Source organism: Stutzerimonas stutzeri (assembly GCF_013522825.1).
Taxonomy (GTDB): domain Bacteria; phylum Pseudomonadota; class Gammaproteobacteria; order Pseudomonadales; family Pseudomonadaceae; genus Stutzerimonas; species Stutzerimonas stutzeri_AK.
The window spans coordinates 44,499-69,935 of sequence record NZ_JAAMQZ010000004.1 but is presented as its reverse complement, the minus strand read 5'-3'; the positions used below and the strand labels follow the sequence as shown (position 1 = coordinate 69,935).

The window sequence follows — 25,437 nt, the reverse complement described above, 5'->3', positions numbered from 1 at the left end:
CGCAAGCTACAAGCTACAAGCTGCAAGTTAAGAGCAAGAGCTAGAGTGGCGCTTTTACTTGTAGCTTGAGGCTTGCCGCGCTTAACGCTGCCTTAACTCTTGCAGTTGCGTCTGCAACCCTTCGGCGGTCTGTTCACCCACCAGCCGTTGGCGTACCTTTCCGGCGCTATCGACGAGATAGGTCACCGGCAGTACCGCACTGCGTGGCAGATCCAGGCGCTCGGCGGGATCGAGGCTGAGCACGCGGAAATCGATCCCCAGATCAGTTGCCGCCGTCGCCAGCTCTTCCCCCTGCAGCCCATCGAAATTGACGCCCAGTACGGTGATGTCGCCGTGCGCATCATCCAGTGCATTCAACTCGGGAATCTCGGTGCGGCACGGTCCACACCACTCCGCCCAGTAGTTGATCACCAGCCACTGGCCGTCGAGTTGCTGCGCCGTCACTTGCGCACCATGCTGGTCCGGTCCCCAGTCTTCACTGCAGCCCGCCAACGCCAGGCAGGCCAGCAGACTGAATCCCATCAGGGATCGCTTGATCATTCTCGACTCCTTGCATCATCACCCGCAGGCGCGCTTGCCGACTCCGCCTGCAGCCAATCGGCAACACTACCGCCGAATAGCTTCGACCGCTCTTCCTGCAGCGACTCCATGGCCTGACGCAAAGCCGGGTACCAAGGCTCATCCAACTGCTCAGGCAGCGCGTGCATGCCCGAAAGCGGCCAGGGATTACTGCGCAGCAACTGATCGAAGCTGTAATGATGCAGATCCCGAGACATGACCCAACCGGACGAGCCAGTGCGACAGACCAGACGCTCGCGCTCGAAGAATTCCAGTATCTCGTCCCACTCATCCTCAGGCAACAACCAGCCGTTGCGATGGGCATCTCTGAGCCGCACTGCGCGTCCGGCCTGCTGATGCTGGTAGAAAATCCTCAGCAGCGCCAGCATCACCAGCAAGCGAGGCGCCGGCTGACGTCGCCATTGTTGCGAAGACGACAGGCCGCAGACCAGCTCGGCCCCGAACAGCACGATCATCCAGGACAGGTAAATCCACAGCAGAAACAACGGCACAGCGGCAAAAGCGCCGTAGATCAGCTGATAGCTGGGAAAGTAACTGACGTACAGGCCGAACACCTGCTTGGCCGCCTCGAACAGCACCGCCGTGAAAATACCGCCGACCAGCGCATGCCGCAGCGGCACACGGGTATTGGGCACGGCGGCGTAAATCAGCGTGAAGGCGGCAATGCTCAGCAGCAGCGGCATCGCCTTGAGCATGGTGCCAGCGCCGATCAGCGCGTAGGGGCCGGACAGCAGCGACAACGAGGCGATATAGGTGCTCATGGCGAAACCCGCGCCAAGCAACAGCGGGCCGAGGCTGAGAATCGCCCAGTACAGCAGGAAGCTCGACATCCCCCGGCGCGGCTGACGCACGCGCCAGATCAGGTTGAAAGCCTTTTCGATGGTCAGCAACATCATCAGCGCCGTCGCCATCAGAAAACCCACACCAAACCAGGTCAGTTGCCGCGCCTGATTGGTGAAGGCGACCAGGTATTCCTGAATGGTTGCGCCCGTCGAGGGAATGAAGTTGTTGAAGATATACATCTGAATCTGCTCGCCCACGCCCTGGAAGGCCGGAATGGCCGAAAGCATGGCGAAGGTGACGGTCATCATCGGCACCACCGCGAACAGCGTGGTGTAGGTCAGCGCCGCCGCGCTCTGAGGCCCGTGATCCACGAGAAAACGCTGCACCAGAAAACGGCAGAACTCCACGAAATCGTTGATCCGTTGCTGCATTCCATCTCCTCGGTGAACGCCTGCTGCTGCCTGCCAGCGTTTCAGTCATCGCCGCTTTGAAGGTTAGAATGACCAACTACATTGGCGCGAAGCAACCTCAAATGACCGAACTCACCCTTTACCACAATCCACGCTGCTCGAAATCACGACAGGCCCTGGAATTGCTCGAAGAGCGTGGTCTGCAGCCGACCATCGTCCACTATCTGGAAACGCCGCCCACAGCGAGCGAACTCCGGGTGCTCCTTGCCAGCCTGGGCATCACCCCGCGACAGTTGCTGCGCAGCGGCGAAGAGGAATACAGCAACCTCAACCTGTCTGACCCTGCGCTCAGCGACGCACAGCTCATTGCAGCGATGGCCGCTCATCCCCGCCTTATCGAGCGTCCGATCCTGACTGCTGGCGATGTAGCAGTAATTGGTCGACCGCCGGAAAAGGTACTGGAGATCCTGCCATGAGCGCGCCCTATATTCTGGTGCTGTATTACAGCCGCCACGGCGCCACGGAGGAAATGGCCCGGCAGATTGCCCGTGGCGTGGAACAGGTCGGGCTCGAAGCACGACTGCGCACCGTGCCTGCCGTTTCCACCGAGTGTGAGGCCGTTGCGCCGAGCATCCCGGAACAGGGCGCAATCTACGCAACGCTCGACGACCTGAAGAACTGCGCAGGCCTGGCGCTCGGTAGCCCGACCCGATTCGGCAACATGGCCGCCCCGCTGAAATACTTTCTCGACGGCACCAGCGGTCTCTGGCTGACCGGTGAACTGGTCGGCAAGCCAGCCGGCGCCTTCACGTCCACCGCCAGCCTGCACGGTGGCCAGGAGAGCACCCTGCTCTCCATGCTGCTGCCACTGTTGCATCACGGCATGTTGCTGATGGGCCTGCCGTACAGCGAAAGCGCACTGCTGGAAACACGCGGTGGAGGCACCCCCTACGGTCCCAGCCATTTCGCCGGAGCGGATGGCAAGCGCCCGCTGGACGAGCATGAAATTACTCTGTGTCGTGCTCTCGGCGAACGCCTGGCCCGCACAGCAACCGCACTGGAGTGCAAACGTGGCTAGAAAGAAAAAGCCGTTGCCGACGCTCGAATGGCTGAAACCGCGAGTCAAGATCAGCCGGACGATCAGCATGGTCAGCTTTGTCGCCCTCGCCGCATTACTGCTGGTCTGGAACCTGGCATTTGCCGAACTCTACGGCGCGCGTACCTGGGTGGTGATCAGCATTCAGCTGATTCCCTTGCTGCTGGTCGCGCCCGGAATGATAGGCGGCAGCCCCCGCGCGCATGCCTGGACCTGCTTTATCGTCAATCTGTACTTTATCCAGGGTGTACTTGCTGCCATCGACCCGGCACGAATGATCTATGGCTGGCTGGAAGCGAGTATCAGTCTGACCTTGTTCATCAGTGCCCTGCTCTACACCCGCTGGGGCTATCAGTACGAGCGAAAAGCCGCTGGCGAGAGCTGATCGGGAGCATTTCGATGCAACCTGAACCATCGACTTTCGTATAACTGCCAAAAAAGCAGGGAACCCTAGAATGGGGCGAGCAAGTAGGGCCTGCTCCCGTTCCCTCGTGATTCGACGAAACGGGAATAGCCCCTTGGGGAATGTAAAATTGCATGCACACCACCCTCAATGGACTTCCGCAAGTGCGGGTGGTAAAAGAGTCGGGTTTTTGCCTTCCAGTTTGGAAGACAGCTGCATCCAGCGCCTTTCAGGGCGCCAGGTAAATCACGGATGCAGAACCTCGACAGACATTCATGAGACGAATTCTACGGTGACTTCATGACAACGGATTTGAACAAATACATTCGCAATGCTGCATTCCTGGATAAAGTCGTTTCCGCAGAAGAAGCTGCATCGTGGATCGAAGACGGCATGACACTGGGCATGAGTGGCTTCACTCTGTTCGGTGAGCCAAAAGAATTCCCCAGAGCATTGTCTGAGCGCGGCCAAAAAGAGAAGTTCAAGGTCAACCTGTTCACCGGCGCCTCCATGGGGCCTGCCGCTGACCAATCCATGGCTGAAGCCGGCATCATCAACAAGCGCATTCCCTATCAGGGCAACCCGGTCCAGCGCAAGAAAATCAACGCCGGTGAAGTCCTCTATATCGACCAGCATCTGTCCCACATGGCAGAGCTGATCCGCCAGGGCGTCCTGCCTCAGGTCGACTACGCGATCATCGAAGCGGCAGCCATTACCGAAGACGGCCAGATCATTCCGACCGGCTCCGTGGGTAACTCGCCGATCTTCGTACAGACCGCCAAGCACGTGATCATCGAGCTGAACACCTCCGCTCCGCGCGAGTACGAGGGCATGCACGATATCTATGTGCCTGGCCCTGCCGGTGAAAACGCTCGTAAAGACATCCCTGTCTATGACATCAGTACCCGTATCGGCACCGTGGGCATCCCGGTTGATCCGGCCAAGGTTCGCGGCATCGTCCTGTCCAGCCAGCCGGACATCCCGTCGCCGCTGTTCGAACCGAACGAAGAAACCCAGCAGATCGCCGACAACCTGCTGGACTTCCTCCGCGCAGAAGTAAAAGCCGGTCGCCTGACCAACAGCCTGGCTCCGCTGCAGTCCGGTGTGGGTTCCGTAGCCAACGCCGTACTGAACGGCATGCGCACCTCCGAGTTCAAAGACCTGGTGGTGGCTTCGGAAGTACTGCAGGACGGCGTATTCGACCTGATCGACGCTGGCGTGGTGAAGTTCGCTGCCGGCACCGCCTTCTCGCTGTCCAAGAAGCGCGTCGACAACCTGGCTTCCGACATGGCCAAGTACGCAGGCAAGGTGGTATTCCGTCCGCAGGAAATCTCCAACCATCCTGAAGTCATCCGCCGCCTGGGTATCATTTCCTTCAACACTGCGCTGGAAGCCGATATCTACGGCAACGTGAACTCCACTCACGTCAGCGGTACCCACATGATGAACGGTATCGGCGGTTCGGGTGACTTCGCCCGTAACGCACGCATCAGCATCTTCGTGACCACCTCCACGGCGAAGCAGGGCAAGATCTCTTCGATCGTGCCGTTCGCAACCCACATCGACCATACCAACCACGATGTGGACTGCATCATCACCGAACAGGGCTACGCCGATCTGCGCGGCCTCGCGCCCGTCGAAGCGGCTCAGCGCATCATCGAAAACTGCATGCATCCCGATTACAAGCAGCAAGCCTATGACTATCTGGAAGAGGCCAAGGCGCGCGGCGGCCACACTCCGCACGTACTGGAAAAAGCCTTCTCCTGGCACGCCAACCTGGCTGAGCATGGCACCATGCATCTGAAGAAGTAATCGGCACTGCCAGCAACTGAAAAGGGTCCCGCGAGGGACCCTTTTTTGTGGCCTGCCATCCCTGGCAGCCACCCTGCGGGCCGTCGCTGGCGCGACGTCAAAAATCGCTCCCGGCGATTTTTTGTGGGTATCTTCGCAAGCAGGGAAGCACTTTCCTTGAGAGTTGCAGCTCGCCCTCGTCGGGTTACGCCTTCGACTAACACGACCTGCGAAACTTGCCGCCGCCCTCAACTTTCCAGGCGTTCAGCCGATAGGGTTGGATAGCGCAAGGAGTGCAGGCATGACCCTCTTTCTCGATACCGCTTCCAAAGCATCTTTCATCCAGCGTGCCGATGCGAGCACGTCACGTATCGCCCAAGCCGCTGTCGAGTCCGATGAGTCCACGCCTGATGTACGCCAGACCCTCGGCGCAGCCTTGAAGAAAACAGGCGAAGCCGCCCACGCCTTTGGCAGCGCACTCTCCACTCGCTTCGATGAAGCCCGCAAAAACAGCGCTCGCGAGCAGGTGGCGCAGGTTCATCAACGCATCCAGATGCTCAAGCGGATGATTTTGCTCTTTGGCGGCTCCAAGGCCCTGCTGCGTGAGCTCAAGCAACTGGCTGGCACACTCGCCGCAGCGGCCAAAGTGCTGAACGAAGGCGGCAACGGCATGAGCACGCCGACATTGACCTACAGCGAGACAGGCGCCCTGCCCAGCCAACCCGGCATGCCGACCGACAGCCCTGACACCTCATCCATGCCGGAGAGCAACGAACAACAGCAAGCCCAGACGCTCACCGCGCAAGTCCAGCAAGAACTTGCCGATCAGCAAGCCAGCGCCGAAGAAGAAAACGAAGACGAAGAAGCGCCCCACCCGCAGCCCACCTCGTTCGACGCCCAGCGCCCTGCAGGAAGCCGGCAATCCCAACGCCATTCCGACGCCAAACTGCTCGCAGAGACCCTGCGCGAACTCAAGGCCCTGGTGGCCGCCGCCAAGGCAGCCCAGCGCAAACCCGACCGCGAAGACCAGAAAGACCTCAATAAAATAGAGAGAGACCTGAAACAGGTCGAGCAGACCATAAGCAGCCTGAACGCAACGACAGCACCCATGCCTGGCAGCCTCTCCATCCACGCATAGGCTGGCACAACCCTTCGCGCCTGAAGTCGCTTCCACGAATGCTCCGCCCCGTGGAGCAGCCTGCCTTCAGATCGGCTTGGCGTTTACCAGCCGAGCGTTTCCTTGAGGAAGGGAATGGTCAGTTTGCGCTGGGCCTGCAATGAGGCCTGATCGAGGCGGTCGAGGAGTTCGAACAGGGCGTTCATGCTCCTTGCGCCGCGTGTGAGGATGAAACGACCCACATCATCCGGCAGGTTCAGGCCACGCCGCGAGGCACGCAACTGAAGCGCGCGCAGCTTGTCCTCATCAGAGAGCTGCTGCAGCTGGAACACCAGCGCCAGGCTCAGCCGGGACTTGAGATCGGGCAGCTGCACGGCGATTTCACGCGGCGAGGCATCTGCCGCGAGCAGTAGACGGCGCCCGCTGTCGCGCAGGCGATTGAACAGATGGAACAGCGCCTCTTCCCAAAGCGGGTCAGCGGCGACCGCATCCAGGTCATCCAGGCACACCAGCTCGCATTGCTCCAGATTATCCAGCAGCGCCGGACCATACTCGGCTACTTCAGCCAGCGGCAGATAGACAGCCCGCTCACCACGCTGTTCGACACGCAGGCAGGCAGCCTGTAACAGGTGACTGCGCCCGACGCCAAGATTGCCCCAGAGATAGATCAGCTCATCCGACCAGCCGGCCTCGGGCGAACAGACACGCTCGACATAGCCCATCGCAGCAGCATTGGCGCCCGGATAGAAGTTGGCGAAGGTTGCATCGTCACGAAGACGGATGCCCAGAGGGAGCTGGATGGGTTTCATGGCTGACTTGGCGGCTCGATGGGTGCGGGCGCTTCGACGACGGGCTCGGCGTACAAATCGGAGAGTTTATAGAGATCATGCACATGACGCAGCAGAACCATGATCACCGCCGCCACCGGCAGCGCCAGCAACACCCCGGCGAAGCCGAACAGCTGCCCGCCGGCCAGCACCGCAAAGATCACCGCCACGGGATGCAGGCCGATCCGATCCCCCACCAGCAGCGGCGTCAGCAACATGCCTTCGAGCATCTGCCCCACCGTGAATACCGCCACAACGCCCAGCAAGGGATAGGGATCGAGACCGAACTGGAACAGTACCGCGACGATCGCCGCACCGATGCCGACCACGAAGCCCATGTAGGGCACGATGCTGGCGAGCCCGGCCAGCACCCCGATCAACAGCCCCAGCTCGACACCGACCAGCATCAGACCAGCGGAATAGACCACCGCCAGCGCCAGCATCACCAGCAACTGACCACGCAGGAAGGCGCCGATCACCTCATGGCATTCACGCATCAGCAGCATGATGGTCTGCTCGCGCCGGCGCGGCAGCAGCCCGCGCAACTTGGCCATGATCAGGTCCCAGTCACGCAGCAGATAGAAACAGACCACCGGCACCAGCAGCAGATTCGCCAGCCAGGCCAGCAGCGCCAGGCTCGAAGCCGTCGCCTGACTGAGGATCACCGCCAGCACATCCTTTGTGCTGCCGAGGTTGCCTGAGAATGCGCTCTTGAGCTGGTCGAAGCGCCAGAAGTCTTCTTCGAGGCCGAACCGCGTCTGCACCCAGGGCAGCGCCGTGACCTGCAGCCAGTCGAGCCCCTGCGGCGCCAGCTCGTACAAATGCATCAATTGCTTGCCGAGCATCGGCAGCAGCACCAATAGCAGCAGCATGCAGAGCAAGGTAAACAGCGTGAACACCACGATCACGCCCCAGGTACGGGAAAGGTTCCGGCGCTCCAGGCGATCCACCAGCGGGTCGCCCAGATAGGCCAGCAGGATGCCCACCAGAAACGGCGAAAGAATCGGCGAAAGCCGATAGACCAGCCAGCCGAGCAGCACGAGCGCCGCCAGCCATAGCCAGCGGTTGGTATGCGTAATCGTCATCTTCAGTGTGCCTTGTTCAGATATGTTCGCGGACCGCAGGGTGGCTGCAGCCGCGAATCCAGCATGCGCACCGGAATGCGGCGCGCCATGCGCCGGCCAAAGAGTGAACGTCCATCACCAGCGATAGCGCAGCACTTCGCCTTCGTCGGGCTGCTGCGGTTGCTCGGCGGTAGGCTGATCCGGCTCTGCCAGCGCAGCCTCGGCATCCAGCGGCATTTCGACATCCGCCGATACTCCGGTATCCAGCGGCAGCGGGGCTGCAACCTCGTCGGCTGGCACTTCCCGCAGTCGCGCCAGGGCAAGCTGCGCTCGCAACTGCTCGGGGCTCGCGTTGAGCTGATAGACCAGCCGGTCACTTTCCACCCGCAGCAGACGCGCGCCGAAGGGCTCCAGCAGACGATCCAGCTCGGCAAAGCGCTCGACATCGGCGCCCAGCACCTCAAGGGTGATCTCCGCAGTCGCACCCGGCGCGACACGGTAGTGGGGTGCGAGGAATGCGCTGACCGCCCGCATCACCGCATCGGCCAGCCCGGCGCGATCATCGCCATTCGCCTTGCCCTGGGTCTGCTTGTCGGCCAGCCAGAATATCCAGTCCGCCTCCCAGCGCTCGCCGGACTGGCGCGCCCTCACGGCCAGCAAGCCATCCGCATCGTAGCGTTCGGACAGCTCGCGAAGGGCCTGCGGATCTTTCGCGGCCAGGGTTTCCGCGGTGATGGCAAGCTGTTCGCTCAGATCGGCGAGCGGCAGGCGCAACGGCAGGCCACGGTGCTGGGCGGCGGCCTGCAGATCGGCGGTGCCTTCCTGCGCATCACCCACGAGCCGGGAGCCTTCGATCGATTCGACCAGCCACCAGGCCAGAATACCGGGGCGCTCCGCGCCCCACAGCGACAGCCCGGCGGAGCGCAGCGCACGTTCGGTCGTGAGTGGGTCGAAGTCCACCACCAGCGCACCTTCTTCATAGACATATCGGCTGACCAGTTGCTGCGGGTCCTGGCGCAGCCGCGCAACGGCCTCGCTCGGCATATCCGCATCGCCCGTCAGGCGCAGCAGCAATGTGTCGAATGCCTGGCGCAATGCATGCTCGCGCTCATCCGAGCGCTGCGTGGCAACCGCTTCACGCACCTTGTACAGATCGGCAAGCGGCGCGGCCATGGCTGAAGAAGTGGCCAGCAGTGCGCAGCAGAGAGTCAAAAGACGGGGAATAAGACGCATGAAAGTACTCGCTGGCTGGGCAGACGGGAAAGCCCGGTTGCAACGGCCCATCAGGCCGCCGGGAATCAGGCTCACACCTTAAACAGGCCCCTGAATCAGGGCAACCGCTGCGCTGCATGTTGGGCGACAAACAACGATGGATAGGCAAAACTTCACCGGTCAGGAATCATGCGCGGGATGGCCGCTATGCGGCAAGCCTGATAAAATCGCGCGCTTTCCGCAGACCGGTCTGGCGCCCTCGCCACGTCGAGGCTCAGCCTCGTTCCGACCTGGTCGCCCCGCATTCCCTTCACAGGTCCGGATTCTCTATGAGCAAGCAACCCTCCATCAGCTACAAGGACGCTGGCGTCGATATCGATGCGGGCGAAGCGCTGGTCGAACGCATCAAAGGCGTCGCCAAGCGCACCGCGCGCCCTGAAGTCATGGGCGGCCTGGGCGGCTTCGGCGCGCTCTGTGAAATTCCCGCCGGCTACAGGCAGCCGGTACTGGTTTCCGGCACCGACGGCGTGGGCACCAAGCTGCGCCTGGCGCTGAACCTGAACCGTCACGACAGCATCGGCCAGGACCTGGTCGCCATGTGCGTCAACGACCTGGTGGTGTGCGGTGCCGAGCCGCTGTTCTTCCTCGATTACTACGCCACCGGCAAACTCAACGTCGATATCGCCGCCACCGTGGTCACCGGCATCGGCGCCGGCTGCGAGCTGGCCGGCTGTTCGCTGGTCGGCGGTGAAACCGCCGAAATGCCCGGCATGTACGAGGGCGAAGACTACGACCTGGCCGGCTTCTGCGTCGGCGTGGTGGAAAAGAGCGAAATCATCGATGGCTCGAAAGTCGCCGCCGGCGATGCACTGATCGCGCTGCCCTCTTCCGGCCCGCATTCCAATGGTTACTCGCTGATCCGCAAGATCATCGAAGTCGCCGGCGCCGATATCGAGCAGATCCAGCTCGACGGCAAGCCGCTGACCGAACTGCTGATGGCGCCGACACGCATCTACGTCAAGCCGCTGCTCAAGCTGATCAAGGACACCGGCGCGGTCAAGGCCATGGCCCATATCACCGGCGGCGGTCTGCTGGACAATATCCCGCGCGTCCTGCCCGAGGGCAGCCAGGCGGTCATCGACGTCGCCAGCTGGCAGCGTCCGGCAGTGTTCGACTGGCTGCAGCAGCAGGGCAACGTCGACGAGCACGAGATGCATCGCGTGCTCAACTGCGGCGTCGGCATGGTCATCTGCGTGGCGCAGGAACAGGTCGAAAGCGTTCTCGGTAACCTGCGCGCAAGCGGCGAGTCGCCCTGGGTCATCGGCGAGATCGCAACCGCTGGCGCTGATGCCGAGCGTGTCGTGCTGAACAATCTGAAAAACCGCTGATGAGCGCACCCTGCAATGTCGTCGTACTGATTTCCGGGTCTGGCAGCAACCTCCAGGCCCTGATCGACAGCCTGGGTGACGAAAACCCTACCTGCATCCGCGCGGTGATCTCCAATCGCGCCGAAGCATTCGGACTGCACCGCGCGCAGGCTGCCGGTATTCCCGCCCATGTGGTGCAGCACAAGGACTTCAGTGATCGCGAGGCCTTCGATACCGCGCTGATGGCGATCATCGACCAGTATTCGCCGCAACTGGTGCTGCTGGCCGGCTTCATGCGCATTCTCACACCCGCATTCGTGCGCTATTACCAGGGCCGTCTGCTCAATATCCATCCCTCTCTGCTGCCCCGGCACAAGGGACTGGATACGCATCGCCGCGCCCTCGAAGCCGGCGACAGTGAGCATGGTTGCAGCGTGCACTTCGTCACCGAAGAGCTTGATGGTGGCCCCGTGGCACTACAGGCCGCCTTCACCATCGGCAGCGATAACAGCGTCGACGCCCTGACCAGCCGGGTACACGCCGCCGAACATGTCATCTACCCGCTGGCCGTTCGCTGGTTCGCCGAAGGCCGCTTGCGTCTCGCAGCCCAGGGCGCGATGCTGGACGACGTTCCGCTGCCGGTCACCGGCCACCTGATAAGAATCTAGGAGACTCCAATGCGCCGCGCCCTGCTGCTCGCTCTTGCCGTACTGGCCCTGCCGGCCCACGCCCTGGAACTCAAGCCCTTCTCCGCCACCTACACGGCGGACTGGAAACAGGTGCCCGTCAGCGGCACGGCCCAGCGCAGCCTGGAAAAACTCGACGATGGCAACTGGCGGCTCGATTTCGAAGCCTCCATGCTGGTCGCCAGTCTCAACGAGCGCAGCACCTTTGCGCTCGAAGGCGAAACCTTCCTGCCTCAGAGCTACCGCCTCAAGCGCAGCGGTCTGGGCAAGGGCAAGGCGGTCAAGCACACCTTCGACTGGGATGCCAAACAGGTAGTCGGTGAGGATCGCGGCGATCCGGTCAAGCTGCCGCTCAATCGTGGGCTGCTGGACAAGTCCACCTACCAGATTGCGCTGCAACATGCCGTGGCGGCTGGCGAGCGGAGCATGAGTTACCAGGTCGTCGATGGCGATGAAATCGAAACCTACGACTTCCGCGTGCTGGGCGAGGAACAGGTCAGCACCAAGGCTGGCCAGGTCGATGCGATCAAGGTCGAGCGCGTGCGCGATCCCACGCAGAGCAAGCGCCAGACCATTCTCTGGTTCGCCACCGACTGGGACTATCTGCTGGTGCGCCTGCATCAGGTGGAAAAGGACGGCAAGGAATACCAGATCATGCTCGAAGACGGCATCGTCGGCGGCAAAACCGTAAAGGGCAACTGATCCTTCTGCGCCAGCCCGCTGGCGCTCATCTACCTCGAGCTACGCCATGATCAGCCATCGCACTCTGCTGTTTGCCTTGCTGCCACTCTTCGCCGGCTGTCAGATGCTCGGCTGGAATGAGCGCGCCACGCTCCAGCCGACGGAACGCCTGCAAGGCGAGATCACCCGCAGCGAGGGCCAGCTCCTGCTGCGTACCTGCCAGGGTCAGCGCCAGCTGGAACTCGTCGATACCGCCGCAACAGGCCTGTCGGACGATGCCCAGGCCCTGTGGAGCGACGGCGGTCAGGCCCTGTTCGCCGATGTGCGCGGCAAACTGGTTTCCAGAGCTGACGGCACAGGCCAGCTGCAGCTGACCCGCGTCTATCGCCTGCAGAACGAAGGCCACGGCTGCAATGCCGACAACTTCCAGCACCTGATGCTGCGCGCCAGCGGCAACGAGCCCTTCTGGAGCCTGAGCATCACCCGCCAGGGCATGCTGTTCGAGCGCCCCGATCATCCCCCGCTGGCGCTGCCCTATCTCGAAGAGCAACTGCCCAGTGGGCAAGCCAGCTTCAGCAGCGAAGCCGACAATCAGCGACTCAATCTCTGGGTCGCGCCGCAGCGCTGCGTGGACAGCGCCTCGGGCGCCCTCAGCCACCTGAGCGCCGAACTGCGCCTCGACGACGGCCAGACCCTTCGCGGCTGTGCCTACTATGGCGGCGCGCGCAACGACTGAAGAGCACCTCTAAAAACTACCTGCGTTGCCATCGCTGCGTTGAAAACAACCTCAAAATGCTCATTTACAGCTGTAAACTGCGCTTTTTCGCCTGTTTTCGCCTTGCGCTGGCTGCTTCGCCTACGTTTTTAGAAGCACCCTTGAGATTATTTCCCGACGTGTCGAAGACTCCAACAATGAATGACGCCCTGAACCTGCTGCAGCCCTACCCCTTCGAAAAACTCCGCGCCCTGCTTGCCGATGCCCAGCCGCCCGGCGACAAGCGCTCCATCGCGCTGTCCATCGGCGAGCCGAAGCATCGCTCACCAGACTTCGTCGCCCAGGCGCTGGCGGACAACCTCGACCAGTTGGCCGTGTACCCGACCACCCTCGGCATTCCCGCACTGCGCGAATCCATCGCCGGCTGGTGCGAGCGCCGCTTTGGCCTGAACCAGGGCGCAATCGACCCGGCGCAACATGTGCTGCCGGTCAACGGCACCCGCGAGGCGCTGTTCTCCTTCACCCAGGCCGTGGTCAACCGCCAGCCCGACGCCCTGGTGCTCAGCCCCAACCCCTTCTACCAGATCTACGAAGGCGCCACGCTGCTGGCCGGCGCCACGCCGCATTACCTGCCCTGCACGGCGGAGAACGGCTTCAACCCGGATTTCGACCAGGTTTCGGACGACATCTGGAAGCGCACCCAGATTCTCTTTCTCTGCTCGCCCGGCAACCCCACCGGCGCCCTGGTGCCGCTGGAGACGCTGAAGAAGCTGATCGCGCTGGCCGACGAACATGATTTCATCATCGCCGCAGACGAGTGCTACAGCGAGCTGTATTTCGACGAAGACCAGCCTCCACCCGGCCTGCTGAGCGCCTGCGCGGCCCTGGGACGCGACGATTTCAGCCGCTGCGTGGTCTTTCACAGCCTGTCCAAACGCTCCAACCTGCCGGGCCTGCGCTCGGGCTTCGTCGCCGGCGACGCGCACATCCTCAAGGCCTTCCTGCTCTACCGTACCTACCACGGCTGCGCCATGTCGGTGCCGACGCAACTGGCCAGCATCGCCGCCTGGAACGACGAAGCCCACGTCCAGGCCAATCGCCGGATGTACCGGGAAAAATTCGCTGCCGTGCTGGATATCCTCGCACCGGTTCTGGACGTACAGCGCCCCGATGGCGGCTTCTACCTGTGGCCGAAAACACCCATCGACGACCAGCGCTTTACCCGCGAACTTTATGCGCGTGAACACGTGACCGTAGTACCGGGCTCCTACCTGTCGCGCGAAGTCGATGGCTTCAACCCTGGCGCGGGCCGCGTGCGCCTGGCGCTGGTCGCGCCGCTGGCCGAGTGCATCGAAGCCGCCGAGCGGATTCGCGCGTTCGTCCTTTCTCTGGATGGCGAAAAGTAGGGGTTACGCCTGCGGATCGTCGGATTACGCCTTCAAGCCGTCGGATTACGCCTTCGGCTAATCCGACCTACAAATGCCTGGGCTTCGTAGGTCGGGTCACGCTTTATCGACCCGACGGGCGGAGTCAACGTTATTCGCCGGATTACGCCCCTGAAGCCACGAAGCTTTTGCTTAAAAAAAACGGGAGCCGAAGCTCCCGTTTTTCATTCAGCGCAGACTCAGCGCGGGAAGGCCGGCGGGTTGACCCCGGCCATGTCTTCCATGACGCGCACGACCTGGCAGCTGTAGCCGAACTCGTTGTCGTACCAGACGTACAGCACGACACGGTTGTCGCAGCTGATGGTCGCCTCGGCATCGACGACACCGGCATGGCGCGAGCCGACGAAGTCGGTCGACACCACTTCCTGCGAGTTGACGAAGTCTATCTGCTTCTGCAGATCCGAGTGCATGGCCATCTGGCGCAGGTACTCGTTGATTTCTTCGCGGGTGGTGGCCTTCTCCAGGTTCAGGTTGAGAATCGCCATCGAGACGTTGGGCGTTGGCACACGAATGGCGTTGCCGGTCAGCTTGCCCTTGAGCACCGGCAGCGCCTTGGCCGCGGCAGTGGCGGCGCCAGTCTCGGTGATGACCATGTTCAGCGCGGCGCTACGACCACGACGGCTGCCCTTGTGGAAGTTGTCGATCAGGTTCTGGTCGTTGGTGTAGGAATGCACGGTTTCCACGTGGCCGTTGACGATGCCGTACTGGTCATTGACCGCCTTGAGCACCGGCACGATGGCGTTGGTAGTACAGGAAGCCGCGGAGATGATCTTGTCATCGGCGGTGATGTCGCCATGGTTGATGCCATGCACGATGTTCTTCAGTTCGCCCTTGCCTGGCGCGGTCAGCACCACGCGTGCAACGCCTGGGCACTTGAGGTGCTGACTCAGGCCTTCGGCGTCACGCCACTTGCCGGTATTGTCGACCAGCAGCGCGTTCTCGATGCCGTACTGGGTGTAGTCCACCGAGGCCGGATCGTTGGAGTAGATCACCTGGATCAGGTTGCCGTTGGCGGTGATAGTGTTGTTCTCGGCATCGATATGGATAGTGCCGTCGAACGGGCCGTGTACCGAATCGCGGCGCAGCAGGCTGGCACGCTTGACCAGATCGTTCTCGGCACCCTTGCGCACGACGATGGCGCGCAGACGCAGGCCATCGCCGCCACCGGTCTTCTCGATCAGGATACGCGCCAGCAAGCGGCCAATACGGCCAAAACCGTAGAGCACCACGTCGGTGCCCTTGCGCTCGGTGGCTGCGGTGCGCTTGCCCGCGACCTCGGCCAGCTCGTCACGCACGAACTGGTCCAGAGTACGGCCATTGCCTTCGGCCTTGAACTTGCCCACCAGCTTGCCCAAGTCGACCGAAGCGGCGCCCAGGTTCATGTCGGTCATGGTGGTGAGGATCTGGTGGGTTTCGTGGACGGACAGTTCCGCCTTATCGGCCTGGCGGTGGCGAGCGAAGCGATGTGCCTTGAGAATGGCGATCACCGAGCGATTGATCAGGCCACGACCATAGATGGAGGTCACCACGTTGTTGTTGCGGTACAGCTGGCCAATCAGCGGAATCATCGCTTCAGCGAGCGCTTCGCGGTCAATCCATTCACCAAGACACTGGTCGGGCTTCTGAGTCACGGGCAGTTCCTTCCAACATGTAGGGGCAGAGAAAAAGGGCTACATTATGCCGTCGCGCCCCAACTCGGGCAATTGCAACGGACGAAACACTGACAGCCGCGCTCCACGATAGTTACAATCCCGGAGATCTTTTTCCCCGTCCGGAGTCACGTCCACTCGTGTCCGTATTGCGCCTTCCGCCCATGCCTGCCGCCAGCGGCAAGCAAACCTGGGGCAACCTTCCCGGAGCCGCGCTGAGCCTGGCCATCGCCGAATCGGCCAGCCACGCAGAGTGCTTCACCCTTCTTCTCACTGCCGACAGCCAGAGCGCCGAGCGCCTCAAGGAAGAACTCGCCTTCTTCGCCCCCGAGCTGCCGGTGCTGCATTTCCCCGACTGGGAAACGCTGCCCTACGACGTGTTCTCGCCGCACCAGGACATCATTTCCCAGCGCATCGCGGCGCTCTACCAGTTGCCCGAACTGACGCACGGCGTACTGGTAGTTCCGATCACCACCGCGCTACACCGCCTGGCGCCCAAGCGCTTCCTGCTGGGGTCGAGCCTGGTGCTGGACGTCGGCCAGAAGCTCGACGTCGAGCAGATGCGTTCGCGCCTGGAAGCAGCCGGCTACCGCTGCGTCGATACGGTGTACGAACATGGCGAATTCGCCGTGCGCGGCGCGCTGATCGACCTTTACCCCATGGGCAGCACCCTGCCCTACCGCATCGACCTGTTCGATGACGAAATCGAGACGCTGCGTACCTTCGACCCGGAGAACCAGCGCTCCATCGAGAAAGTGGATTCCGTGCGCCTGCTGCCGGCCCGCGAATTCCCGCTGAAGAAGGAATCGGTCACCGGCTTTCGCGCGCGCTTCCGTGAACGCTTCGACGTGGATTTTCGCCGCTGCCCGGTCTATCAGGACCTGTCCACCGGCATCACCCCGGCGGGCATCGAGTACTACCTGCCGCTGTTCTTCGACGAGACCTCGACCCTGTTCGACTACCTGCCCGAGGACACCCAGGTGTTTTCCCTGCCGGGCATCGAGCAGGCCGCCGAGCAGTTCTGGAAGGATGTGCGCAACCGCTACGAGGAACGCCGCGTCGATCCCGAGCGCCCTTTGCTGCCGCCCGCCGACCTGTTCGTCCCGGTCGAAGACTGCTTCGCCCGTCTCAAGTTGTGGCCGCGCGTGGTCGCCAGCCAGGAGGATGTGGAAACCGGCATCGGCCGCGAGCGCTTCCCCGCCAGCGTGCTGCCGGAGCTGGCCATCGAAGCCAAGGCCAGCGAGCCGCTGGGGGCGCTGCGGCGCTTTCTCGATGAATTCCCCGGTCGCGTGCTGTTCACCGCCGAATCGGCAGGCCGGCGCGAAGTGCTGCTGGAGCTGCTGGCCCGCCTGAAACTGCGTCCACAGGAAGTCGATGGCTGGCCGGCATTCCTGCAGAGCGAGGAACGCCTGGCGATCAGCATCGCGCCGCTGGACGACGGTCTGCTGCTGCAACAGCCGCAGCTGGCGCTGATCGCCGAAAGCCCGCTGTTCGGCCAGCGCATCATGCAGCGCCGCCGCCGCGAGAAGATCCGCGATGCCGGCGACAACGTCATCAAGAACCTCACCGAACTGCGCGAAGGCGCGCCGGTGGTGCACATCGACCACGGCGTCGGTCGCTATCAGGGCCTGATCACCCTGGAGATCGAAGGCCAGTCGGCAGAATTCCTCCAGCTGCAATACGCCGAGGAAGCCAAGCTCTACGTGCCGGTGGCCAGCCTGCACCTGATCGCCCGCTACACCGGCAGCGACGACGCCCTGGCGCCGCTGCACCGGCTGGGCTCGGAAACCTGGCAGAAGGCCAAGCGCAAGGCCGCCGAGCAGGTGCGCGACGTCGCCGCCGAACTGCTCGACATCTATGCCCGCCGCGCCGCCCGCGAAGGCTACGCCTTCCAAGACCCGCAGCTGGACTACGACACCTTCAGCGCCGGCTTCCCCTTCGAGGAAACCCCGGACCAACAGGCAGCCATCGAGGCCGTGCGCGCCGACATGCTCGCGCCCAAGCCCATGGACCGGCTGATCTGCGGCGACGTCGGCTTCGGCAAGACCGAAGTGGCCATGCGCGCGGCCTTCATCGCCGTCCACAGTGGCCGCCAGGTCGCCGTGCTGGTGCCCACCACCCTGCTCGCCCAGCAGCACTACAACAGCTTCCGCGACCGCTTCGCCGACTGGCCGGTGAAGGTCGAGGTGATGAGTCGCTTCAAGTCCACCAAGGAAATCCAGGCGGCAGTGGACCAACTGGCCGAGGGCAAGGTGGACATCCTGATCGGCACCCACAAGCTGCTGCAGGAGGACGTCAAATTCACCAACCTGGGGCTGGTGATCATCGACGAGGAGCACCGTTTCGGCGTACGCCAGAAGGAGCAGCTCAAGGCGCTGCGCAGCGAGGTAGATATCCTCACCCTCACGGCGACGCCGATTCCCAGAACGCTGAATATGGCCGTGGCGGGCATGCGCGACCTGTCGATCATCGCCACGCCACCGGCACGCCGGTTGTCGGTGCGCACCTTCGTCATGGAGGCCAATAAGCCGACCATCAAGGAAGCGCTGCTGCGCGAGCTGCTGCGCGGTGGCCAGGTCTACTACCTGCACAACGACGTGAAAACCATCGAGAAATGCGCCGCCGACCTCGCCGAACTGGTGCCCGAGGCGCGCATCGGCATCGGCCACGGGCAGATGCGCGAGCGCGAGCTGGAACAGGTGATGGGCGACTTCTATCACAAGCGCTTCAACGTGCTGGTGGCCTCGACCATCATCGAGACCGGCATCGACGTGCCCAGCGCCAACACCATCATCATCGAGCGCGCCGACAAGTTCGGCCTGGCCCAGCTGCACCAGCTGCGCGGTCGGGTCGGGCGCAGCCACCACCAGGCCTACGCCTACCTGCTCACCCCGCCGCGCAAGCAGATGACGCCGGACGCGGAAAAGCGCCTGGAGGCCATCGCCAATGCCCAGGACCTGGGCGCCGGCTTCGTGCTGGCTACCCACGACCTGGAAATCCGCGGCGCCGGCGAGCTGCTCGGCGACGGCCAGAGCGGGCAGATCCAGGCGGTCGGTTTCACCCTTTATATGGAAATGCTCGAACGCGCGGTCAAGGCCATCCAGAAAGGCGAACAGCCGAACCTGGACCAGCCACTGGGCGGCGGCCCGGAAATCAACCTGCGCGTTCCGGCGCTGATCCCCGAAGATTATCTACCGGACGTGCATGCCCGGTTGATCCTCTACAAGCGCATCGCCAACGCCGCCGACCAGGACGGCCTGAACGAGCTGCAAGTGGAGATGATCGACCGCTTCGGCCTGCTGCCGGAACCGGCCAAGCACCTGATCCGCCTGACGCTGCTCAAGCTGCAGGCCGAGAAGCTCGGCATCACCAAGATCGACGCCGGCCCGCAGGGCGGGCGCATCGAGTTCGCCGCCGATACGCCGGTGGACCCGATGGCGCTGATCAAGCTGATCCAGTCCCAGCCCAAGCGCTACAAGTTCGAGGGAGCGACGGTGTTCAAATTCCAGGTGCCCATGGAGCGGCCCGAGGAACGCTTCAACACGCTGGAAGCGCTGCTCGAACGCCTTGCGCCGGCGCCCGAGCCGTGAAGCCGGTCACCGGGGATGCCGCGGCACAGCCCGGCACACCGGGCCGCCCGCAGACAAGGCGTATCGATGATCTGGCGCCCCGCCCGCGTCTGGCGCTGGGCAGCCATCAGTCGCTGAACTACCACCTTGGCAGCGGGCGGATGATCAGCGAGCAGCAGCACCGCGCCGGGCTCAGCTTCGTCTACGACCGCACCGCGACCCACGGCAAGGGCAAGGCCGACGAGCGCCTGCGCCAGCCCGGTGAGCGGGAAATCCTCAGCATTGCCCGCCAGCCCGCCGCCGAGCAGGCCTTGCGTCAGCGCTTGCAGCACCTGGGGCTGCGCCCTGCCCTGCGCCAGAGCCTGGCGCTGCCGAAAGACTCCGCCGAGATGTACGAACTGCACAATGAAAGCGCCTGGCTGCAGTTCGTGCAGGTGCAGCTGCCGATATTGCGTGACGAAGGCTGGGAAATCCTGATCCAGCCGGGGTTCGCCTACGATCTGCGCGAGGTCGAACAGTGGTACGCCGAGGTCGAGGAATCGCCGGAACACAGCTGGTTCGAGCTGGAACTGGGTATCGTCGTCGAAGGCGAGCGCATCAGCCTGTTGCCGGTGCTGCTGGACGTGATCCGCAAGACGCCGATGCTGCTGGCCCCGGAACAACTGAGCCTGCGCGGCGACGACGAAGTGCTGCGCATCAGCCTCAAACGCCGCGACAGCGAATATCCGCTGCAGGTGCTGCTGCCCTTCGGCCGGCTCAAGCCGATTCTCGCGACCCTCGGCGATCTCTATCTGCAACCGTCCCTGGGCGACAGCCTGCGCCTGGGCCAGGCCGATGCCGCCCGCCTGGCCCAGCTCGACGCAGTACCCCTGCAATGGCGCGGCGGCGAACACCTGCGTGATTTCGCCCAGCGCCTGCGCGACTATCAGCAGCGCCCCTGCCTGCCACCCGCGGGGCTGCGCGCCGAATTGCGGCCCTATCAGCTGCAGGGCCAGTGCTGGATGCAGACCCTGCGTGAGCTGGAAGTGGGCGGCATTCTCGGCGACGACATGGGCCTGGGCAAAACCCTGCAGACCCTGGCCCACCTGCTTACCGAAAAAAACGCCGGTCGCCTTGATCATCCTGCGCTGGTGGTGCTGCCCACCAGCCTGATTCCCAACTGGCAGGACGAGGCGGCGCGCTTCACCCCCGACCTGCGCGTGCTCACCCTGCATGGCCCGAACCGGCAGAAGCACTTCGACGAACTGGCCAACTACGACCTGCTGCTGACCACCTATGCGCTGCTGCCCAGGGATATCGAACAGCTGGTCGAACAACCGCTGCACGTGCTGGTCCTCGACGAGGCGCAGAACATCAAGAACGCCACCAGCAAGGCCGCCCAGGCCGCCAGCCGGTTGCAGGCACGACAACGCCTGTGCCTGAGCGGCACCCCCATGGAAAACAACCTGGGCGAACTCTGGGCGCTGTTCCATTTCCTCATGCCCGGCTGGCTAGGCAGCGCCAGGGAGTTCACCCGCACCTATCGCACGCCCATCGAAAAGCATGGCGACCCGCTGCGCTTGCAGCACCTGAACGAGCGCATCCGCCCCTTCCTCCTGCGCCGGCACAAGGAAGAAGTAGCGCACGAGTTGCCGCCGAAGAACGAAATCATTCACTGGGTAGAGCTGAGCCCGGCGCAACGCGACCTCTACGAGACGGTGCGTCTGGCCATGGATCGCAAGGTGCGCGAGGAGATCGACCGCAGGGGCCTGGCGCGCAGCCAGATCATCGTTCTCGAAGCCCTGCTCAAGCTGCGCCAGGTCTGTTGCGATCTGCGCCTGGTCAAGGGCGAAAGCGCACGCGCGGTTCGCGGCGGCAGCTCGGGCAAGCTCGACAGCCTGCTGGAGATGCTGCAGGAACTGCTGGCCGAAGGGCGCCGGGTGCTGCTCTTCTCGCAGTTCACCTCGATGCTCGCGCTGATCGAGGAAAGCCTGCGGCAGCGCGGCATCGATTACGTACAGATCACCGGCGACACCCGTGACCGTCGCACCCCGGTGCGGCGCTTCCAGAGCGGCGAGGTACCGGTGTTCCTGATCAGCCTCAAGGCCGGCGGAACCGGGCTCAACCTCACAGCCGCCGACACCGTGATCCATTACGATCCCTGGTGGAACCCGGCTGTGGAGAACCAGGCCACCGACCGCGCCTACCGCATCGGCCAGGACAAGCCGGTATTCGTCTACAAGCTGATCGCCCGTGGCACGGTGGAGGAAAAGATCCAGCAACTGCAAGTGCGCAAGGCCGAACTGGCCGCCAGCGTGCTGCAAGGCACGACGAGTACGGACTGGGCGCTGGAGGAAAGTGATATCGAGACGCTGCTGGGGCCGATTGTAGCTTGAGCGTAGAGTAGATGTCGCTGGCTCCGCACGTCGGATCGGTGAAGCGTGATCCGACCTACACTGTTACCCGTACAAAGGAGATATCCATGAGCCGCTACGAAATCGCCTTTTCCGGGGAGCTGGCGCCCGGTGCCACGCTGGAGCAGGTCGAGGCCAATCTGGCGCGGCTGTTCCAGGCCGATGCCCAGCGCATCGCCCTGCTGTTTTCCGGTCGCCGCATCGTCATCAAGCAGGATCTGGACTACGACAGCGTCGAGAAATACCGCCAGGCCATGGCCCGCGCCGGGGCGGTTGCCGAGGTGCGGCCCATGCCGGTGGAAGTCGAGGAAATCGAACTGGCGCCGCCGCCTGTCGAAGCATCTGCCGCCCCACCGGCCCATGAGCCCGGCACAACGCCCAAGCCATTGAAAGTCGCACCGCGCGATGAATACATGGCCGCCTTCGTCGATGTCCAAGCGCCGGACTTCGGTATCGCCCCCGTCGGCGCCGACCTGCAGGACGCCCGCCCTTCAGCCCAGCCGCCGGCGTTGGACCTGTCGCAGTTCAGCCTGGCGCCGGTGGGCAGCGACATGAGCGAGCGCCGCCGCGCCAGCGACGCACCGGCACCGGACACCTCGCATCTGAAGCTGGTGGATTGACCGCCACCGGGCAACGGCGGAAAAATTTCCGCCCTACGGATTCGCCGAACTCACGCTGTCCCGGCAGGTTCCAAGACTACAAGCCCTCAACCTGCCTGTAGCCATGGACCTTGTCGTCGCCCGCCCCGAAGGCCTCTATTGCCCGTCCGGTGATTTCTACATCGACCCCTGGCGCCCGGTGGAGCGTGCCGTCATCACCCACGCCCACGGCGACCATGCGCGCTGGGGCATGGGGCATTACCTTGCCGCCGCCGACAGCGAAGGCATCCTGCGCTCGCGCATCGCCGCCGACATGCCGCTGCAGACGCTGGCCTACGGCGAAACCATCACTCATCACGGCGTAACGCTCAGCTTCCATCCCGCCGGCCATGTGCTCGGCTCGGCCCAGGTGCGCCTGGAATACAAGGGCGAGATCTGGGTCGCCTCGGGCGATTACAAGGTTGAGCCCGACGGCACCTGCGCACCCTTCGAGCCGGTGCGCTGCCATACCTTCATCACAGAATCGACCTTCGGTCTGCCGATCTACAAATGGCCCGCGCAAAGCGAAGTGTTCCGCGACATCAACGACTGGTGGCGCGCCAATGCCGCTACAGGGCGCGCCAGCGTGCTGTTCTGCTACGCCTTCGGCAAGGCGCAGCGGATTCTCCACGGTCTCGACGAAAGCATTGGCAGCGTGGTGGTGCACGGTGCGGTCGAGCCACTGAACCGCGTCTATCGTGAGGCCGGTGTGTATCTGCCTCCCACGGTCTATGCCGGCGATCTGAAGAAAGGCGATCCGCGCCTGAAACAGGCGATCATTCTCGCCCCGCCTTCGGCGGGCGGCAGCACCTGGATGCGTCGCTTCGGCGACTATGCCGACGCCTTCGCCAGCGGCTGGATGATGCTGCGCGGCACCCGTCGCCGGCGCGGGGTGGATCGCGGCTTCGTGCTGTCCGACCATGCCGACTGGCCGGGCCTGCTCTGGGCCATCGAGCAGACCGGCGCCGAACGGGTGATGGTCACCCATGGTTCGGTACCGATACTGGTGCGTTACTTGCGCGAACAGGGCCTCGATGCGCAGGCATTCGAGACCGAGTACGGGGACGAGGACGACGTGGCGCAGCCAGAAGCGGAAAGCACGCCATGAAAGCCTTCGCCACCCTCTACAGCCGCCTCGACGCCACCACCTCGAACAACGCCAAGCTGGCCGCCATGCGCGACTATTTTCGCGAAGCGCCAGCCGAGGACGCCGCCTGGGCCGTGTATTTTCTGGCCGGTGGCCGTCCGCGCCAGTTGATCCCGACGCGCGTGCTGCGCGAAACCGCGATGCAGGTCGCGCAACTGCCCGAATGGCTATTCGAGGAAAGCTATCAGGCCGTCGGCGACCTGGCCGAAACCATTTCCCTGCTGGTGCCCGAGGTTAGCCACAGCTCCGATGAAGGCCTGGCCGTCTGGCTGCAGGACAGGCTGCTGCCCCTGCGCGGCCTGCCACCCGAAGAGCAGGCCGCGCGCCTGCCCGAGCTCTGGGCGCAACTGGACCGGCTCAGCCTGATGGTCAGCATCAAGCTGATCACCGGCGCCTTCCGGGTCGGGGTTTCGAAGCTGCTGGTCACCCGTGCCCTGGCCGCGCTGGCCGATCTCGACCCGAAACGGGTGGCGCAGCGGCTGGTGGGCTACACCGACCTTTCCCATCGCCCCAGCGCCGAAGGCTACCGGGCGCTGATCGCCGACGAATCGGAACACGAACACGCCCAGCGCGGCGGCCAACCTTATCCCTTCTTTCTCGCCCACTCGTTGCAGGCGCCTCTGGAGGAGTTCGACACGCTGCTCGGCGCAGCGGAGAACTGGCTGGTCGAATGGAAGTGGGACGGCATCCGCGCGCAACTGGTCAAGCGTGACGGGCAGATCTGGATCTGGTCGCGTGGCGAGGAGCTGGTCAGCGAGCGCTTTCCCGAGCTGTGCGAACTGGCCGGCTGCCTGCCGGACGGCACGGTGATCGATGGCGAAATCCTGGTCTGGAAACACCCGCCCGAGCAACCGCCCGCCGCCCTGCCGGGAATCGATGCCGCCGCACCGCCCCCTGCAGAGTCCGGCGTACAGCCCTTCGCCCTGCTGCAACAGCGCATCGGGCGCAAGAACCTCAGCGCCAGGGTGCTACAGGACGCACCCGTCTCCGTGCTCGCCTACGATCTGCTGGAATGGCAGGGCGAAGACTGGCGGCAACGCCCGCACCACGAGCGCCGGCATCGGCTCGAAGCGGTGGTCGCGCAATGTCCCAACCCGCACCTGATGATTTCGCCGCAGGTCACGGGCTCCGACTGGCAGGACCTGGCCCGCCGGCGCGAAACCTCCCGCGCCCTGGGCGTCGAGGGCATGATGATCAAGGCCCGCGCCGCCCAGTATGGCGTCGGTCGGACCAAGGATGTCGGCCTCTGGTGGAAATGGAAGATCGATCCCTATTCGGTGGATGCCGTGCTGATCTACGCCCAGCGCGGCCACGGCCGCCGCGCCAGCCTCTATACCGATTTCACCTTCGCCGTATGGGACGGCGAACCGGGCGATCACGAACGCAAGCTGGTGCCCTTCGCCAAGGCCTATTCGGGCCTCACCGACGAGGAAATGCGCAAGGTGGATGCCATCGTGCGCAAGACCACCGTGGAAAAATTCGGCCCGGTGCGCAGCGTGACGCCGACACTGGTGTTCGAGCTGGGCTTCGAAGGCATCGCCGCCAGCAGCCGTCACAAGAGCGGCATCGCGGTGAGATTCCCGCGGATGCTGCGCTGGCGTCATGACAAGCCAGTGGAAGAGGCCGATACGCTGGAGACGCTCAAGGAACTGCTAGGATAAGAGTGCTCTGGCACGGTCCTACAACACAGCCACAACTCGCCCCCGATCGTAGGTCGCTCTAAGTGCACCACTCCGACGCGTGATGGGAAGGCTGCACGCATCAAGCACCATCCTGGTGCAATCATTTAACTCCCCAAATCCTACAGCCCTGATTACGACAAGGCGCAGCGACCATCCAGTATCCAAAGGCACGACTATTGCTGA

Annotated in this window: 21 protein-coding genes; 15 read left to right on the top strand and 6 right to left on the bottom strand. The window is 63.5% G+C overall.

Translation table 11 applies throughout. The features are described from left to right. Positions 1 to 81: 81 nt before the first annotated feature. Together G7020_RS04060 and G7020_RS04055 are read right to left on the bottom strand one after the other, a co-directional pair. Complete coding sequence (locus G7020_RS04060; protein WP_181082659.1) at positions 82 to 540, bottom strand: TlpA family protein disulfide reductase; 459 nt, start codon at positions 538 to 540, stop codon at positions 82 to 84. Then, on the bottom strand, positions 537 to 1,793 hold the full coding sequence (locus tag G7020_RS04055; protein WP_181082658.1) for a virulence factor BrkB family protein: 1,257 nt from the start codon (positions 1,791 to 1,793) through the stop codon (positions 537 to 539). Before G7020_RS04055 ends, G7020_RS04060 begins: the two co-directional genes overlap by 4 nt. Before the next feature lie 101 nt (positions 1,794 to 1,894). Between G7020_RS04055 and arsC the strand changes: the two genes are divergently transcribed. The 5 genes from arsC to G7020_RS04030 all read left to right on the top strand — a co-directional run bounded on the left by arsC (position 1,895) and on the right by G7020_RS04030 (position 6,200). Next, entirely contained in the window at positions 1,895 to 2,248 is a 354-nt protein-coding gene (arsC, locus tag G7020_RS04050; RefSeq protein ID WP_181082657.1) for an arsenate reductase (glutaredoxin), read from the top strand. Beyond that, positions 2,245 to 2,850, top strand: coding sequence for an NAD(P)H:quinone oxidoreductase (gene wrbA / locus G7020_RS04045; RefSeq protein ID WP_181082656.1), 606 nt, complete (start codon positions 2,245 to 2,247; stop codon positions 2,848 to 2,850). The genes arsC and wrbA overlap by 4 nt, the downstream gene beginning before the upstream one ends. Continuing rightward, positions 2,843 to 3,253 carry a DUF2069 domain-containing protein gene (locus G7020_RS04040; protein WP_181082655.1) on the top strand — a complete coding sequence of 137 codons (411 nt, stop codon included), beginning with the start codon at positions 2,843 to 2,845 and terminating at the stop codon, positions 3,251 to 3,253. The genes wrbA and G7020_RS04040 overlap by 8 nt, the downstream gene beginning before the upstream one ends. 318 nt (positions 3,254 to 3,571) lie before the next feature. After that, positions 3,572 to 5,083, top strand: coding sequence for a succinate CoA transferase (locus tag G7020_RS04035; protein WP_181082654.1), 1,512 nt, complete (start codon positions 3,572 to 3,574; stop codon positions 5,081 to 5,083). Positions 5,084 to 5,246: 163 nt separating this feature from the next. Further along, positions 5,247 to 6,200 (top strand): hypothetical protein, encoded by a 954-nt coding sequence (locus tag G7020_RS04030; protein WP_181082653.1) that lies wholly within the window; start codon positions 5,247 to 5,249, stop codon positions 6,198 to 6,200. Positions 6,201 to 6,283: 83 nt separating this feature from the next. On the opposite strand, the gene hda is transcribed toward G7020_RS04030, so the two are convergent. The 3 genes from hda to G7020_RS04015 all read right to left on the bottom strand — a co-directional run bounded on the left by hda (position 6,284) and on the right by G7020_RS04015 (position 9,303). After that, a complete protein-coding gene (gene hda, locus G7020_RS04025; protein ID WP_181082652.1) occupies positions 6,284 to 6,988 on the bottom strand; it encodes a DnaA regulatory inactivator Hda in 705 nt (234 codons plus the stop codon). After that, the gene (locus tag G7020_RS04020; protein ID WP_181082651.1) at positions 6,985 to 8,091 is read right to left on the bottom strand and encodes an AI-2E family transporter; all 1,107 of its coding nucleotides are present in this window, start codon (positions 8,089 to 8,091) and stop codon (positions 6,985 to 6,987) included. The genes hda and G7020_RS04020 overlap by 4 nt, the downstream gene beginning before the upstream one ends. Positions 8,092 to 8,205: 114 nt before the next feature. After that, positions 8,206 to 9,303, bottom strand: a complete 1,098-nt coding sequence (locus G7020_RS04015) for a DUF2066 domain-containing protein (RefSeq protein WP_181082650.1) — start codon at positions 9,301 to 9,303, stop codon at positions 8,206 to 8,208. Between the two features lie 308 nt (positions 9,304 to 9,611). On the opposite strand from G7020_RS04015, the gene purM reads away from it, so the two are divergent. The 5 genes from purM (at position 9,612) to dapC (ending at position 14,137) form a co-directional block, all read left to right on the top strand. Then, positions 9,612 to 10,670 (top strand): phosphoribosylformylglycinamidine cyclo-ligase, encoded by a 1,059-nt coding sequence (purM, locus tag G7020_RS04010; protein ID WP_181082649.1) that lies wholly within the window; start codon positions 9,612 to 9,614, stop codon positions 10,668 to 10,670. Continuing rightward, a complete protein-coding gene (gene purN, locus G7020_RS04005; protein ID WP_181082648.1) occupies positions 10,670 to 11,317 on the top strand; it encodes a phosphoribosylglycinamide formyltransferase in 648 nt (215 codons plus the stop codon). The genes purM and purN overlap by 1 nt, the downstream gene beginning before the upstream one ends. Positions 11,318 to 11,326: 9 nt before the next feature. Then, the gene (locus G7020_RS04000; protein WP_181082647.1) at positions 11,327 to 12,037 is read left to right on the top strand and encodes a DUF3108 domain-containing protein; all 711 of its coding nucleotides are present in this window, start codon (positions 11,327 to 11,329) and stop codon (positions 12,035 to 12,037) included. A 46-nt stretch (positions 12,038 to 12,083) separates the two neighbouring features. Further along, the gene (locus tag G7020_RS03995; RefSeq protein WP_181082646.1) at positions 12,084 to 12,752 is read left to right on the top strand and encodes a COG3650 family protein; all 669 of its coding nucleotides are present in this window, start codon (positions 12,084 to 12,086) and stop codon (positions 12,750 to 12,752) included. A gap of 176 nt (positions 12,753 to 12,928) precedes the next feature. Beyond that, on the top strand, positions 12,929 to 14,137 hold the full coding sequence (dapC, locus tag G7020_RS03990) for a succinyldiaminopimelate transaminase (protein WP_181082645.1): 1,209 nt from the start codon (positions 12,929 to 12,931) through the stop codon (positions 14,135 to 14,137). Positions 14,138 to 14,355: 218 nt separating this feature from the next. Here dapC and G7020_RS03985 read toward each other — a convergent pair whose 3' ends face one another. Beyond that, positions 14,356 to 15,807 (bottom strand): glyceraldehyde-3-phosphate dehydrogenase, encoded by a 1,452-nt coding sequence (locus G7020_RS03985; protein ID WP_181082644.1) that lies wholly within the window; start codon positions 15,805 to 15,807, stop codon positions 14,356 to 14,358. Positions 15,808 to 15,965: 158 nt separating this feature from the next. Between G7020_RS03985 and mfd the strand changes: the two genes are divergently transcribed. The 5 genes from mfd (at position 15,966) to G7020_RS03960 (ending at position 25,233) form a co-directional block, all read left to right on the top strand. Then, the gene (mfd, locus tag G7020_RS03980; protein WP_181082643.1) at positions 15,966 to 19,415 is read left to right on the top strand and encodes a transcription-repair coupling factor; all 3,450 of its coding nucleotides are present in this window, start codon (positions 15,966 to 15,968) and stop codon (positions 19,413 to 19,415) included. Positions 19,416 to 19,555: 140 nt separating this feature from the next. Continuing rightward, positions 19,556 to 21,769 carry a DEAD/DEAH box helicase gene (locus G7020_RS03975; protein WP_258189243.1) on the top strand — a complete coding sequence of 738 codons (2,214 nt, stop codon included), beginning with the start codon at positions 19,556 to 19,558 and terminating at the stop codon, positions 21,767 to 21,769. A gap of 86 nt (positions 21,770 to 21,855) precedes the next feature. Continuing rightward, complete coding sequence (locus G7020_RS03970; protein ID WP_181082641.1) at positions 21,856 to 22,407, top strand: hypothetical protein; 552 nt, start codon at positions 21,856 to 21,858, stop codon at positions 22,405 to 22,407. A 103-nt stretch (positions 22,408 to 22,510) separates the two neighbouring features. Further along, on the top strand, positions 22,511 to 23,533 hold the full coding sequence (locus G7020_RS03965; RefSeq protein ID WP_181082640.1) for a ligase-associated DNA damage response exonuclease: 1,023 nt from the start codon (positions 22,511 to 22,513) through the stop codon (positions 23,531 to 23,533). Beyond that, positions 23,530 to 25,233 (top strand): ATP-dependent DNA ligase, encoded by a 1,704-nt coding sequence (locus G7020_RS03960; protein ID WP_181082639.1) that lies wholly within the window; start codon positions 23,530 to 23,532, stop codon positions 25,231 to 25,233. The genes G7020_RS03965 and G7020_RS03960 overlap by 4 nt, the downstream gene beginning before the upstream one ends. The last annotated feature ends 204 nt before the right edge of the window (positions 25,234 to 25,437 follow it).

What these genes read in the sequence shown, in the direction of transcription:
- G7020_RS04060 (WP_181082659.1), bottom strand. Translation starts at nt 540, where the DNA reads ATGATCAAGCGATCCCTGATGGGATTCAGTCTGCTGGCCTGCCTGGCG.
- G7020_RS04055 (WP_181082658.1), bottom strand. Translation starts at nt 1,793, where the DNA reads ATGCAGCAACGGATCAACGATTTCGTGGAGTTCTGCCGTTTTCTGGTG.
- arsC (WP_181082657.1), top strand. Translation starts at nt 1,895, where the DNA reads ATGACCGAACTCACCCTTTACCACAATCCACGCTGCTCGAAATCACGA.
- wrbA (WP_181082656.1), top strand. Translation starts at nt 2,245, where the DNA reads ATGAGCGCGCCCTATATTCTGGTGCTGTATTACAGCCGCCACGGCGCC.
- G7020_RS04035 (WP_181082654.1), top strand. Translation starts at nt 3,572, where the DNA reads ATGACAACGGATTTGAACAAATACATTCGCAATGCTGCATTCCTGGAT.
- hda (WP_181082652.1), bottom strand. Translation starts at nt 6,988, where the DNA reads ATGAAACCCATCCAGCTCCCTCTGGGCATCCGTCTTCGTGACGATGCA.
- G7020_RS04020 (WP_181082651.1), bottom strand. Translation starts at nt 8,091, where the DNA reads ATGACGATTACGCATACCAACCGCTGGCTATGGCTGGCGGCGCTCGTG.
- G7020_RS04015 (WP_181082650.1), bottom strand. Translation starts at nt 9,303, where the DNA reads ATGCGTCTTATTCCCCGTCTTTTGACTCTCTGCTGCGCACTGCTGGCC.
- purM (WP_181082649.1), top strand. Translation starts at nt 9,612, where the DNA reads ATGAGCAAGCAACCCTCCATCAGCTACAAGGACGCTGGCGTCGATATC.
- purN (WP_181082648.1), top strand. Translation starts at nt 10,670, where the DNA reads ATGAGCGCACCCTGCAATGTCGTCGTACTGATTTCCGGGTCTGGCAGC.
- G7020_RS04000 (WP_181082647.1), top strand. Translation starts at nt 11,327, where the DNA reads ATGCGCCGCGCCCTGCTGCTCGCTCTTGCCGTACTGGCCCTGCCGGCC.
- G7020_RS03995 (WP_181082646.1), top strand. Translation starts at nt 12,084, where the DNA reads ATGATCAGCCATCGCACTCTGCTGTTTGCCTTGCTGCCACTCTTCGCC.
- dapC (WP_181082645.1), top strand. Translation starts at nt 12,929, where the DNA reads ATGAATGACGCCCTGAACCTGCTGCAGCCCTACCCCTTCGAAAAACTC.
- G7020_RS03975 (WP_258189243.1), top strand. Translation starts at nt 19,556, where the DNA reads ATGATCAGCGAGCAGCAGCACCGCGCCGGGCTCAGCTTCGTCTACGAC.
- G7020_RS03970 (WP_181082641.1), top strand. Translation starts at nt 21,856, where the DNA reads ATGAGCCGCTACGAAATCGCCTTTTCCGGGGAGCTGGCGCCCGGTGCC.
- G7020_RS03965 (WP_181082640.1), top strand. Translation starts at nt 22,511, where the DNA reads ATGGACCTTGTCGTCGCCCGCCCCGAAGGCCTCTATTGCCCGTCCGGT.
- G7020_RS03960 (WP_181082639.1), top strand. Translation starts at nt 23,530, where the DNA reads ATGAAAGCCTTCGCCACCCTCTACAGCCGCCTCGACGCCACCACCTCG.